12 protein-coding genes are annotated in these 12,669 nt (G+C 66.1%); 3 read left to right on the top strand and 9 right to left on the bottom strand.

Features of this window, described 5'->3' with window-relative positions:
* On the bottom strand, window positions 1-1,013 hold a 1,013-nt coding region (locus TSA1_RS29935; RefSeq protein ID WP_100181415.1), incomplete at its 3' end, for an alpha/beta hydrolase family protein.
* Window positions 1,014-1,707: 694 nt separating this feature from the next.
* Between TSA1_RS29935 and TSA1_RS29940 the strand changes: the two genes are divergently transcribed.
* On the top strand, window positions 1,708-2,772 hold the full coding sequence (locus TSA1_RS29940) for a ketopantoate reductase family protein (protein ID WP_100179461.1): 1,065 nt from the start codon (window positions 1,708-1,710) through the stop codon (window positions 2,770-2,772).
* Window positions 2,773-2,808: 36 nt separating this feature from the next.
* On the opposite strand, the gene TSA1_RS29945 is transcribed toward TSA1_RS29940, so the two are convergent.
* On the bottom strand, window positions 2,809-3,393 hold the full coding sequence (locus TSA1_RS29945; RefSeq protein ID WP_100179462.1) for a LysE family translocator: 585 nt from the start codon (window positions 3,391-3,393) through the stop codon (window positions 2,809-2,811).
* A gap of 294 nt (window positions 3,394-3,687) precedes the next feature.
* Between TSA1_RS29945 and TSA1_RS29950 the strand changes: the two genes are divergently transcribed.
* On the top strand, window positions 3,688-4,524 hold the full coding sequence (locus tag TSA1_RS29950; RefSeq protein ID WP_100179463.1) for a YkgJ family cysteine cluster protein: 837 nt from the start codon (window positions 3,688-3,690) through the stop codon (window positions 4,522-4,524).
* 51 nt (window positions 4,525-4,575) lie between these two features.
* Here TSA1_RS29950 and TSA1_RS29955 read toward each other — a convergent pair whose 3' ends face one another.
* Complete coding sequence (locus TSA1_RS29955; protein ID WP_100179464.1) at window positions 4,576-4,905, bottom strand: hypothetical protein; 330 nt, start codon at window positions 4,903-4,905, stop codon at window positions 4,576-4,578.
* A 247-nt stretch (window positions 4,906-5,152) separates the two neighbouring features.
* On the opposite strand from TSA1_RS29955, the gene TSA1_RS29960 reads away from it, so the two are divergent.
* Complete coding sequence (locus TSA1_RS29960; protein ID WP_100179465.1) at window positions 5,153-6,667, top strand: helicase HerA domain-containing protein; 1,515 nt, start codon at window positions 5,153-5,155, stop codon at window positions 6,665-6,667.
* A gap of 120 nt (window positions 6,668-6,787) precedes the next feature.
* Here TSA1_RS29960 and TSA1_RS29965 read toward each other — a convergent pair whose 3' ends face one another.
* Genes TSA1_RS29965 through TSA1_RS29990 form a run of 6 tightly spaced genes read right to left on the bottom strand, consistent with a single transcriptional unit; the run spans window position 6,788 to window position 12,653 of the window.
* Complete coding sequence (locus tag TSA1_RS29965) at window positions 6,788-7,528, bottom strand: ABC transporter ATP-binding protein (protein ID WP_100179466.1); 741 nt, start codon at window positions 7,526-7,528, stop codon at window positions 6,788-6,790.
* Window positions 7,525-8,370 carry an ABC transporter ATP-binding protein gene (locus tag TSA1_RS29970; protein WP_174719128.1) on the bottom strand — a complete coding sequence of 282 codons (846 nt, stop codon included), beginning with the start codon at window positions 8,368-8,370 and terminating at the stop codon, window positions 7,525-7,527. The genes TSA1_RS29965 and TSA1_RS29970 overlap by 4 nt, the downstream gene beginning before the upstream one ends.
* Entirely contained in the window at window positions 8,370-10,193 is a 1,824-nt protein-coding gene (locus TSA1_RS29975; RefSeq protein ID WP_100179468.1) for an ABC transporter permease, read from the bottom strand. Before TSA1_RS29975 ends, TSA1_RS29970 begins: the two co-directional genes overlap by 1 nt.
* Window positions 10,194-10,248: 55 nt before the next feature.
* Complete coding sequence (locus TSA1_RS29980) at window positions 10,249-11,406, bottom strand: ABC transporter substrate-binding protein (RefSeq protein ID WP_100179469.1); 1,158 nt, start codon at window positions 11,404-11,406, stop codon at window positions 10,249-10,251.
* A gap of 59 nt (window positions 11,407-11,465) precedes the next feature.
* Window positions 11,466-12,041, bottom strand: a complete 576-nt coding sequence (locus tag TSA1_RS29985) for an alkylhydroperoxidase domain protein (RefSeq protein WP_100179470.1) — start codon at window positions 12,039-12,041, stop codon at window positions 11,466-11,468.
* 12 nt (window positions 12,042-12,053) lie between these two features.
* A complete protein-coding gene (locus TSA1_RS29990) occupies window positions 12,054-12,653 on the bottom strand; it encodes a CMD domain protein (protein WP_174719129.1) in 600 nt (199 codons plus the stop codon).
* Window positions 12,654-12,669 lie beyond the last annotated feature (16 nt).

Genomic DNA, 12,669 nt, shown 5'->3' on the forward strand with positions numbered 1-12,669 from the left:
TCGAGAATGAAATCGTCGACAGCGATGAAATTCTCGACCTCGCCCAGTGGATGGGGGATGCAGTTCGGCACAACGGTCGAGCAGTCAGCTCCAGCCTGCCGATAGCCGGCTTGCAGCGCGAGCGCGTCCTCTTCCCAAACCATCGAGCGACTCCCGACGACCACGAGAAGCGGGCAAGGTATGCGACGCGACGGCTGCAGCCAATCCGGCGGTGTCGCGGCCTGCGCGACGCCACTCTTCCGGCGCAGCCATGCCCGGCGCATGATCGGTGCCGCGATGCCGCCGTCGCACACGGCGGCAGCAATCCTGCGATCCGACATGGCAAGGCGGGACGCATGACTGGCGCCCGCTCCCTCGCCATAGACTGCAATCCGTCGCGTATCGACGTCCGGGCGAGCCGCGAGATAGTCGAGCCAGCACGCAAGCATATGCTCGGCCTTGAAGGGGCGACGGATGGACGCATTGCCCGCATGAACGAGCAGAAGCGACATGTTGCGGTGGCAGAAGGCCGGCGACAATCTGCTCATCATCGCGCCCAGGGTGACCCCCTCGTCGGCGATGCAGATCACGACGGGAGAACGCTCCTGATGGAGCGCCGGCCGAAACAGGCCCGTCAACGGCCCTTGATCAAGGCCATCGATCTTCACATGCTGGATCGCCGGACCGACCTCATTCTCCAAGCCCCTCAGGCCGATATCGAGCCTGTCTGAGAGATCGCCATCCGCGAGATCTCCGGGAGCCGACAAACTTCGCGCGACTTCGAGCGCCGTCAGCGAGCACAGCCACGCGTCCAGGGCAATCGGGGCGGACTCGTCACCGCGCGCAGATTCGGCGGATATCCGGTAGTCGTCCGCGACCCTCAACCAGTCCGAAACCCACAGATGCCTGGACGTCTCTCGCACCAAATCCGCGACGGACAGGCCATCGAAAAATTCGGACGCGCGGTGGCGCAAGCGTGCCAGATTTGCACCCGCGCCGTCGCACGAGCCGTGAGGCCAATGATCACCTTCCATGTCAGTCCCCCGACGGCGCCGTCAGCGAATACCAAGACTTGAATCATCAGGGCTTGGATTCCCGGACTTTTGCCGACTGCACTTTCAGCAGAGCGCTAGACGAAACTGCGATCGTCGAACGAGCCGGCCCGGATACGAAATCCAATCCGGCTCAACCCAATCGTCACGCTGCAGCTCCACTGCTGATAGTTGGTTAGGGCCCCACGCCATTCTGCCATTTTTGCGGTTCCGAGTTGTAGTTTTTTGCTGCAACGGAGAGATACGAATTTGGATGGCGTTTGATGCGAAGGAGGCACAAACGTCTCAGTATCCTCATGAATTTTCATGACGACCGTGTACTTGCCGCCAATCACGATCTCGCGAGAATCCGGCCGTTGTCTTCTCATCGGTCGCGACTGTCGTCGGTGACGCGAGTTGAGCTGACGCCGCGTAACAAATGCGATCTTTTCGAATTTCTGCCGAAACGAATCGTCTCGCAGAGCCGACGGAGCATGCTCTGCTCATCCCATCCATGGATGACGGTATTCCCTGCACCGGGCGGTGCTCGCTTCTCACGCGAAGCGGGAAATCGGCGCCGGCCTTGTATGCATTATCCCAGTTGCCATCCCTGCTCACTTCGCTTTACATGCCGGCAACTCGCCCGCGGATGACGGCCGGGGCTCAAAAATCACAGATTTTGTCAAAGGGACGGAGCATGGCGCGCAACATATTGATTCTCGGGGCTTCTTACGGCTCGCTGCTCGGCACGAAGCTGCTGATGGCCGGGCACAATGTGACCCTGGTCTGCCGCGCCAAGACCGCAGAGCTGATCAACCGCGAAGGTACCGAGGTGCGCATCAAGTTGCGTGACGAGGCGGTGCACCGGGCGATCTTTTCGCGTGACCTGCCCGGCAAGCTCGATGCCGTGACGCCGGCCGATGTCGATCTCTCCCGCTACGATCTGGTCGGCCTTGCGATGCAGGAGCCGCAATACACCAACCACACGGTGCGCGTTCTCATGGTCAAGATCGCCGCGGCAAAACTGCCGTGCCTGTCCATCATGAACATGCCGCCGCTGCCTTATCTGAAGCGCATTCCGGCGCTCGCGGACATGGATCTGGAGGAGGCCTACACCAACGCCCAGGTTTGGGAGCGGTTCGAGCCCGGCCTCGTGACGCTGTGCTCGCCCGATCCGCAGGCATTCCGCCCGCCGGAAGAAGCCGCCAACGTGCTGCATGTCGGCCTGCCCACCAACTTCAAGGCGTCGGTGTTCGCCGACGAGAAGCACAACAAGCTGCTGCGCGAGCTGGAGGCCGACATCGACGCGGTGACGCTCGACGGCCACGACGTGCCGGTGAAGCTGAAAGTGTTCGACTCGCTGTTCGTGCCGCTGGCCAAATGGTCGATGCTGCTGACCGGCAATTACCGCTGCATCACCCCGCACGAGCCGCAGTCGATCCGCGACGCCGTCCATGGCGACCTGAAGCGCTCGCAGACGATCTACGACCATGTCGACGCGATCGCGCGCAAGCTCGGCGCCGATCCGCAGGACCAGGTGCCGTTCGCGAAATACGCCAAGGCCGCCGAGAGCCTGCTCAAGCCGTCATCGGCGGCGCGCGCGGTCGCGGGCGGCGCGCCCTTCATCGAGCGCGTCGACCTCCTGGTGAAGCTGATCTCGCATCAGCTCGGCGTGCCCAACGCCGAGATCGACCGCACGGTGGAGACCGTCGACCAGAAGCTGAACGAGAAGATCGTACAGGGCGGATCCGGCGCGCAGTAGCGGACCGGCCTCCGCACCTGCGGGCGCCGCAGCGGCTCAGGCGCTCAGGAAGGATTGAAGCCAGATCAGGCCGGTCACTGCGACAAGCATGACCGCGCCGGTGCGCGTGATCAGCTCGGGCCGCCCGCGACGACGGGCACCATTGCCGAGCGTTGCGCCCAGCGTCACCCACAGAGCACCGGCCGTGACGATCAGAAGCGCGATCACGCCGAGCCAGGGCAGGAGATCGAACAGCCCGGCCTGAAGCGGCAGCAGCAGGAACGCGAACACCAGTGCCTTCGGATTCAGGAGCGTGGTGAGCAGCACCTGGCGGAACGTCACCACGGCACCGTCGCGGAGCTCGCGCGCGTTGACGCGCCAGAGCATGACGGCAAGGCCGAGGATGTAGACGGTCACTGCGACGCGGAGCGCGACAGCCGCGAGCGGGATGCCGCTCACGACGGGACCGAGCGCCAGCCGCAACAGCGCGATTGCCGCGAGATAGCCGCACAGCTCCGCCGCCAGCAGATGAAGCGAGCGGGAGACACCGACCCCTGCCCCCGATGTCGCAAGCAAGGTGTTGGTCGGTCCCGGCATGGCGAGAAGGAAGCAGGTCGCCGTGAAGAAGGTCAGCAAGTCCATGCCGCCGGCTAGCAGGTGCCGTGCCGACGGGCCTTGATCTGTGTCATTCCACGCGCGGGCGCGGTTCGCGCAGCACCGACGCATCGCAATCCCATCGATCGAGCAAGCGGTTCCCGGTGTCGCGCAAGCGCAACGAAAGGGGATCGCACAGACCTGATCACGCGATCGTGTCGCCGTCCACGTCCCGTCTTCTTGCCTCGCGCTGGGGCGTCAGCCACATAGCTTTGTAAATCACCTTTCCGGCATTGGTTTGCGCAACCCGCGTTGGGCATCCACACAAGAACAGAAGAAGCCATGGACCAGGCGATGCTCAGTGTCGTCCGCGCCGTCGAGGCAGGCGCGACGACGATGAAAGGCGTGATCGACGCCACGGGGCTCTCTCGTCTCAAGATCGAACGTGCGCTGACCACGCTGGAGAAGCAGAAGCTGCTGGTTCGCGACGGCCAGGGCTTTCGTGCGACCGGCCTGCCGAGAACTGCGCCGCTGGCCCGGCAATGCGGATCCTGCAACGCCTGCTGCGATATCCTGGAAGTGGCCGCCGTCGAGAAGCCGGTGAACCAGCTCTGCAAGCACTGGCAGACCGGCACCGGATGCACCATCTACGACCGGCGCCCCCAGATGTGCCGCTCCTTCGTCTGCGCCTGGCTGCAGGGCCATCTCGACGACGACTGGTTCCCGGCGAAGTCGGGGATCATCGTCCATTTCAGCCAGGATGCCGTGAACGTCACGGTGGACGACCATTGCCCCGATCGCTGGCGCGAGGAGCCTTATTTCAGCAAGCTCGCCGAATGGTCGCTGAACGGGATCAGGCGGATCGGAAACCGGGGCTATGCCACCCTCATCGTCTCCGGCGCCGACCGCTTCCTGCTGCTCGGACGCACCGTCGTTCCCGAGCCGACACTGTTCGGCACGGCGTTCGTGCCACTGACGGCCGACACGTTCCGGTTCTGGCGAGCCACATCGCCGGAACATCTGCAGCGATTGCATGAGCGCATCGCCGAGATGGAGCGGATCCGGCAACAATTCGGCTCCTGCGCGATCCCCGCCAACGAGGACGACGATCCGCAAGCCCCCTATCGGCCCGCACTGTTGCAACTGTCGGGACACCCGGGAGCCGTGTCCGAAAGCTGACGCCGACCGCACGAAGCCATCGTCACCGCGCGGCGCCGAGCCATTCATGCATCAATGAGCGTGCCCGCCCTCGCCGGCATCGCCGACGTGGTCGCTGCCGCCGTGATCGGCGCTGCTGGCATGGCCGCCTGACCCGGCTTCGCCGGCAAAGTAGCCCCAACGTTCGGCATCCAGGACCATCGAGGTGTAAAGTGCTCTCACCGCACCGTATTCGGGGTCGGAGGGCTCGAGCTCATCGAGCTTCGCCCTCATCTCGGCGATATCCCTCAAGCGTGCCCGCTTGTTGAAGAGCCAATAAATGCCCACGCCAAGCGTAACCAGAGCCGCAACGCCAAACACTGTGACCGTGATCGTGGCGGGGCTGGCTAGTGTGCTCATCATGGCCCGTGTTTCCTGGCGCTCTGCCGGCCGGCAGGATAGCCGACGCGTAGCGCATCCCCGTAAAAATATGGACAATTTTCGGGTGAAACTCTGATCGAAGCAGCCTGAACGCGACTTCCTTCAATGTTCCGAGGATGGCCGTGAACGCCGCCGTGGGCAACGCGGCATGATTCGCGCCGTTGCGCTCGACGCGCCGCGGCGGGATTGATAAGCCCCTGTCCGCGAATGACGGGGACTTGAGTCGGGCATGACGGTTGCAATCGAGATGGGGCAGACCACGGCAGGCGCCGCGGCCGCCATGGACCTCGAGGAACTGCTGGCGACCCGCCTCCTGGTGCAGGGCAATTCGGGCTCCGGCAAATCGCATTTGCTGCGGCGGCTCCTGGAACAGAGCGCGCCCTGGGTGCAGCAGGCCATCATCGACCCCGAAGGCGATTTCGTCACGCTGGCGGAGCGTTTCGGCCATCTGGTGATCGAGGCCGAGGATCACACCGAGCGTGGCCTTCAGGTCGCCGGCGAGCGCGCGCGGCTGCATCGCGTCTCCACCGTGCTCAATCTCGAAGGCCTCGACGCCGAGAATCAGATGCGCCGTGCGGCGGCGTTTCTCGGCGGCATGTTCGACGTCGACCGCGACCATTGGTATCCGATGCTCGTGGTCGTCGACGAGGCGCAGCTGTTCGCGCCGGCGGTTGCCGGCGAGGTCTCGGACGAGGCACGAAAGCTTTCGCTCGGCGCCATGACCAATCTGATGTGCCGCGGCCGCAAGCGTGGCCTCGCCGGCATCATCGCGACGCAACGTCTGGCCAAGCTCGCCAAGAACGTCGCGGCGGAAGCCTCCAATTTCCTGATGGGCCGGACCTTCCTCGACATCGACATGGCGCGCGCGGCCGATCTGCTCGGCATGGAGCGGCGGCAGGCCGAAGCTTTTCGCGATCTCGAGCGCGGCCAGTTCATGGCGCTGGGCCCTGCGCTGTCGCGCCGTCCGCTGCGTCTCAACATCGGCCCGACCGATACCAGCCCGCGCAATTCCACGCCGCGGCTGATGCCGCTGCCGGAGGCGGCCACCGAAGATATGCGCGCCATGATCCTGGCCGCGCCGCCGCCCGATGCCAGCCGGCCGCAGCGACGGCCGGCGCCGGATCTGCTCGAGCAGCTCCGCGCCGCGAAGGCCGCCGCCACGCCGGAGATCCGGCCCGAATTGGTCGAGGTGCCGGTCAGCGCCGAGGAGCTCGCGGAGCGGCGCGAGCGCGTGGCTCGCACGTTGCGCGCCGTGCTCGCCGAGCCCGACGCCGGCTTCCGCGCCATCGGCGTGCTCTATCAGGAGTTCGTGGTCCGCTGCCGCATCGAGGGCCTCGGCGCAGCCGTACCCGACCTCAACGAGTTTCGCCGCATGCTGACGCATGCGCGTGCGGGGCTCGGCACGGATCTCGCCGAAGACGACGCCTGGCAGGACGTGGCGCTGCGCGCCTCGATCCTGCCCGACGACATGCAGGGCGTGTTCATGATGATCGCGCGCGCGGCCAAGGAGGGCTGGCCCTGCCCCGGCGACGCCGCGATCGCGCGCGCCTACGGCTCGCATTCGTTGCGCCGGGCACAGCGGCTGCTCGGCTACATGGAGGAGCAGGGCCTGATCGTGGTCCAGCTCGACGGCGGCGGACGCCGGATCGTAACGCTGGTCGAGCTGGCCTGGGCCACCGCGCCGGGCGATCCCAATGGCGATGACCTGCCGGCGGAGCAGGTCGCCAGCGCGGCTTCGGCTTGAGACGAGATCGAGGTCGTCATGCCCGGGCTTGTCCCGGGCATCCACGCTCTTCTTGCCGGGAACAAGACGTGGATGGCCGGGTCAGGCCCGGCCATGACGTCGAGAGCTCAGCGCAATTCGTCAGGCCGCCTCGGAGCCGCCGAGATAGGCATCGCGGATTCGGGGATCGTCCTTCAGCGCGCGTGCCGGGCCTGACAGCACGATCCTGCCGGTCTGCAGGACATAGGCTTCGTGCGCGATCTCGAGCGCGAGGCTGGCGTTCTGCTCGACCATGAACACCGAGACGCCTTCCTGGTTGATGGTCCGGATCAGCTCCAGCACGCGGTCGACATAGAGCGGCGACAGGCCCATGGTCGGCTCGTCCATCACGATCATCCTGGGGCGGCTCATCAGCGCGCGCGCCATCGCCACCATCTGCTGCTCGCCGCCGGAGAGCGAGCCGGCGCGCTGCGACAGCCGCTGGCCGAGTTTTGGAAACAGCGTCAGCATCCTGTCGAGATCCTGCGCGATCGCCTCGCGATCGTTGCGCACGAAGGCGCCCATCAGGATGTTTTCTCGCACGCTCATGTCCGCGAACAGCCGCCGCGCCTCCGGCACCGAGGCGATGCCGCGGCGGACGATCTGTGGCGTGGTGAGCCCGATCAGCGAGGCGCCGTCGAAGGTTACTTCGCCCGAGCGCGGCTTAACCAGACCAAGGATGATCTTCATCGTCGTCGACTTGCCGCTGGCATTGCCGCCGAGCAGGCAGACGATGTGGCCGCGCGCGACCGTGATCGACAGGTCGAAATGCACCTGGGCCTGGCCGTAGAAGGTATTGACGTCGGACAGCGCCAGCAGCGGCTCGGATGCACTCGTCGTCATGCCGCGCTCTCCTGCTCCGCCGCACCCGAGAGGCCGTGGCCGAGATAGGCCTCGATCACCTTGGGATCGGTGCGCACCTGCTCGCCCGGCCCTTCCGCGATCTTCCTGCCCTCGTCCATGACGATGACGCGGTCGGACAGACGCATCACCATCTCCAGCTTGTGCTCGATCAGGAGGATGGTCAGACCTTCCGCCTTCAGCTCTGCGACCAGCGCCTGCATTTCCGCGGTCTCGGTCGGGTTCATGCCGGCGGTCGGCTCGTCGAGCAACAGCAGGCGCGGCTGCAGCGCCAGCGCGCGTGCGATCTCGACACGGCGGCGGTTGGCGTAGGACAGGCTGTAGGCAGGCTGGTCGATCCGCGGCAGCAGCCGCTCGCCGAACCGGGCAAGGATCGCCCTCACCTCCTCGCGCAGCCGCTCCTCTTCCGCCTTGACGCTGGCGGGACGCAGCAGCGCGAGGCCCAATTCGAGCAGCGGGCCGATCACCGGCACGGCCGGCTTCACCGCACGCAGCCGCGTGTGCGCCCCGATCAGGACGTTGTCCATGACGCTGAGATTGCCGAAGACGCGGCCGAGCTGGAAGGTGCGCGCGATGCCTTCGCCTGCGAGCCGCTCCGGCGACAGGCCCGTGATGTCCTGGCCTTCGAAGCGGACGGTGCCGGCGTCGGGCCGGTCGAGGCCCGTCACGAGATTGAACAGCGTGGTCTTGCCGGCGCCGTTGGGGCCGATGATGCTGACGAGCTCGCCCTTGGCGAGATCGAGATCGATCGAGTCCACCGCGGTGAGGCCGCCAAAGCGGCGCGTCAGACCGCGCAGGGACAGCATGGGAGACTGCTCCGCCATCACATCGTTCCCAACAGGCCCTGCGGCCTGAATCGCACGAGCAGCAAGAGCACGATGCCGTAGATCAGGATGCGATACTCCGCCGCGATCCGGAACACTTCCGGCAGCCCGACCAGCGCCACCGCTCCGAGCATTGCGCCGACGACGTTGCCGAGGCCGCCGAGGATGACGACGGTCAGCGCCAGGATCGATTGTTGCGTGTTGAAGGTCTCGTGGTTGATGTAGGAATACAAATGCGCCGCGATGCCGCCACTGATTCCGGCGGCGAAGCCGCCGAAGATGAAGGCGAGCGACTTGTAGCGGTTCAGGCTGAGCCCATAGGCACGCGCGGCGACGTCGTCGTCGCGGATGGCGCGAAAGCTGCGGCCGAGATGCGAGTCGAGGAGCCGTCCCTGCAGCAGCGCCAGCACCACCATCACGGCAAAGCTGAACCAGTAGATCGAGGTCGGGCTGATCAAATCGTAGCCGAACAGCGACAGCGGCGGGATGCCGGAGATGCCGATCGGCCCGCGCGTCACGCTCTCCCAGTTCAGGATCACCAGCGACACGATCTCGCCGATGGCGAGGGTGGCGATCGACACATAATGCCCACGCAGGCGGAACGAGGGCGAGATCAGCAGCGTGCCGAGCGCAGCGCTCATCAGGCCGCCGCCGATCACGGCAAGGCCGACCGGGACGTTGAGGGCCAGCGACAGCAGCGCCGAGGTGTAGGCGCCGATCGCCAGCAGCGCGGCGTGACCGAGCGAGACCTGGCCAATCGTGCCTGCGACCAGCGTCAGGCTGAGCGCGAGCATGCCGAGCAGCCAGGCATTGATCAGGGTCTGCAGCACGTAGAAGGAGACCGGGAACAACGGCAGGACCGCGAAACCGGCGGAGGCGACAGCCAGGGCCCAGCGCGGAATGCGCACCGGGCGGCTCGGCGCGATGAAGGTGCCGGTGAGCGGCTCGGGCGGCGCCTGCCGCGCGCTGGCGAACAGGCCGTTCGGCCGCAGCACGAGCACGACGACTAGCAGCAGGAACGCGAACAGATTGCGGTAGCTGGTGCCGAACACCGCGACGCCGTAGCTCTCGACCAGTCCCAGCAGCAGGCTGCCGATCACCGCGCCCGGCACATTGCCGGCGCCGCCAACCACTTCGGCAACGACGCCCTTGAGCGTCGCCTGCAGGCTCATCGCCGTGTCGATCTGGTTGTAATACATGCCGACCAGCATGCCGGAGACGCCGCCGAGCGCGGCGGCGATGCCGAACACCGCCTGATTGACGCGGTTGACGTCGACGCCCATCTGCATCGCGGCGTCGCGGTCCTGCGACGCGGCGCGCACCGCCCAGCCGAGCTTGCTGTAGCGCAGGAACACGAACAACAGCAGCGCGCTGGTGAGGCCGACGCCGGCGATCAGGAGGTCGAGCGGCCCGATCGTGCCGCCGCCGACCTGGAAGCGGACGTCCGGCAGTTGGCTCGGCAGCGCGCGCGGATTGGGCGAGAAGGTCAGCATCACCAGCTGGTCGAGCACGAAACTGATGCCGATGGTCGCGAGCAGCGGCGCGATGCGCACCGAGTTCTGCAGCGGCCGCAGCCCGAAACGCTCGATGATCAGGCCGACGATCGCTGCCGCCACCGCGACCACGATGATGGTGAGCGGCAGCGGCGTATGCAGCTGCACCACCGCCACCCAGCCGATATAGGCGCCGACCAGATAGATCGACCCTTGCGCGAAGTTGATCAGCCGGCTGACGCCGAAGATCAGCGCGAGCCCGACCGCAACGAGGGCGTAGACATTGCCGACGATCAGCCCGTTGATCGTGTAGTCGAGCCAGGAAGACAAGAATTGGTCCCCGCGTGGAAAGAAGGCGGCCGAAGCGGTTGCTCCGGCCGTTGGATCAGGTCGGCTTGCCGTCCCAGAGCGCGAACTGGCCCTTGCGCACGACGAGCTCGGCGTTCATGGCGCCCTTGACGCGACGGGTGGCGACGTCGAACGTCGCCGTGCCGAAGATCACGCTGGGGACATCCTTGACCTTGGTGAAGGCGTCACGGATCGCCTTGCGGTCGGTGCCGCCGATCTTCACGACGGCGGCGGCCATGTTCATCGCGTCGTAGGCGTAGGCGTTGAACGCGTCCGGCTCCTGCCCGTTGTATTTCTTCTTGAAGCCCGCGATGAACTTCTGCACCTCGGGCCGCGTATCCTCGGGGAAGTAGCGCGTGCCGACGTGAACGTCCTCGACCGCCTCGCCGCCGAGCTCGATGAATTTCGGCGAGTAGACCGAGCTCGCGGCGCACATCACCTGCTTCAACCCGACCTGGCGCGCCTGACGGGCGATCAGCGCTCCGTCGGAATAATAGGAGATCAGGATCAGCCCGTCCGGATTGGCGTCGCGCACCCGCACCAGCGTCGAGCGGAAGTCACGCTCCTCCGCAATGTAGCCCTCGGTGACCGCGATCTCGGCGCCGTATTCCTTGGCCGCCTTGACGAAATAGTCGCGGCTGGTGCGGCCCCAATCGGTGTTGAGGTGCAGCACCGCGAGCTTCTTCAGGCCGAGGCGCTTGACCGCATAGGCCGCCAGCAGCGGCTGCTCGTCGGCCTGGCTGACCGAGGTGCTCCACATGAAGTCGCCGCCCTTGGTGAAGTCAGGGTGCGAATTGGTGAAGCCGAACTGCACGAGGCCGCCGCGCTGGTAGATCGGGGATGCCGCCATCGAGGCGGGGCTGGAGAAGTCGCCAAGCTCCAGCACGATGGCGGGATTGGAAACGAACTTCTGGGCGATCGCCACCGACTGGCGCGGATCGCTCTGGCTGTCCTCGAATTGGTAGGCGAGCTTGCGCCCGTTGATGCCGCCGGCCGCCATGATCTCGTCGAGCGCGAGGTCGAAGCCCTGCTTCCACTGCGTGCCATATTGCGCGTTCGGTCCCGTGAGCGGGCCGCTGACGCCGAGCAGGATCGGCTCGGAGGTATCAGCGAAGGCACCGCGCGAAAAGGCAGCTCCCGCCATCATGGCGGCAAACGAGCCCTTGACCAGGGTACGACGATCGATGTTGCTCATGCACGGCTCCATCCACTCGAGTTGAAAACAAGCAGCAATTCTTGTGCCGGCGAGATTGCCTATTTCGAGGGCTCGCCGAGCGACAGCATCAGCCGGTTCGCCCAGTTGAAGAACGAGGCGCCGTTGATGACGTCGACAATCTCGGCGTCGTCGAGGCCGGCGCGGCGCAGCTCCGCAATGTTGTCAGGGCCAAATGCGATCGGCGTTTCGGCCAGCGCGACCGACGCCTTGACCACCGCGTTCCAGCGTTCGCCGAGATCGGCCGTCACGCCCTCGTCGAGCAGGCGCTGCACGTCCTCGCGGCGCTTGGAATAGGTACTGGCGAAGCGTGCGTGCACGGAGGCGCAGTAGATGCAGCCGTTGTAGCGCGAGGTCGCAGCCGCTGCGAGCTCACGCTCGGCGCGCGGCAGGCCGTCGGCGACGTTGTAGAAGATGTCCTTGTCGGTCTTGGTGCGGGCTTCCAGGACTTCAGGGTCGCGCACCAGCAGGCGGAAATATTCCGACTTGGCGCGGGCGCGGTCGACCAGGCCGGCGTAGTGCCGCTCGGTCAATTCCGCTTCGGGCAGCGGCTCGATCCAGGAGACCCAGCCGAGCTCGTCCTGGGTGAAGGCGACGGGTGGATTGACGGCGCTCATGATTGCAGCCTCCTACGCGCTGGCCGCGGCGAGCGTGCGCAAGCCGCTGACGACGCGCACCTGGAAGGCCAGGAACGCGACGAGTTGGGAGAAGGTGACGATGCCGGTGTTGGACCAGCCGGCGTCAAGCAGTGCCTTCATGTCGGCGGCCGCCGCATCGCGGGGCCGGAACACCAGCAGATGCGCATGCTCGAGCGCTGCTGCGAGCCTGGCGCCAAGCGCCGTCTTGCTCGCCGCGCTGACGCGATAAATCAGGCCGGCCGTGTTTTCGGCCGACAGCGGGCCGGCAGGATACGAGCCATAGGGTCCCGAAGTCCTGCCCCGAGCGATCTCGGCATCGATCGATCCAAGCAGAGCCGCGCCGCCCGCGCTCGCCGCGAGCTTCTCGCGGTAGAAGGTGGCAACCGGGGACTCGCCATGCAGTCCGGTCACGAAGGCGGCCACAGCGGCGCGTTCGAGCAGCGAGACATCGCTGGCGTCGATCGGCTCGAACAGTGACAGATAGCTCTTCTGCGCATTCTCGCGCGCCTGCAGGCGGCGGGCGCGGATGGCGTCCAGAGCCGAGCCGGGCTCGATCCCGGCGAGCGTGTCGATGATATCCTGTGTTGCCATCAGTCAGCCCCGCACA

It is taken from the genome of Bradyrhizobium nitroreducens (assembly GCF_002776695.1).
Classification (GTDB): Bacteria; Pseudomonadota; Alphaproteobacteria; order Rhizobiales; family Xanthobacteraceae; genus Bradyrhizobium; species Bradyrhizobium nitroreducens.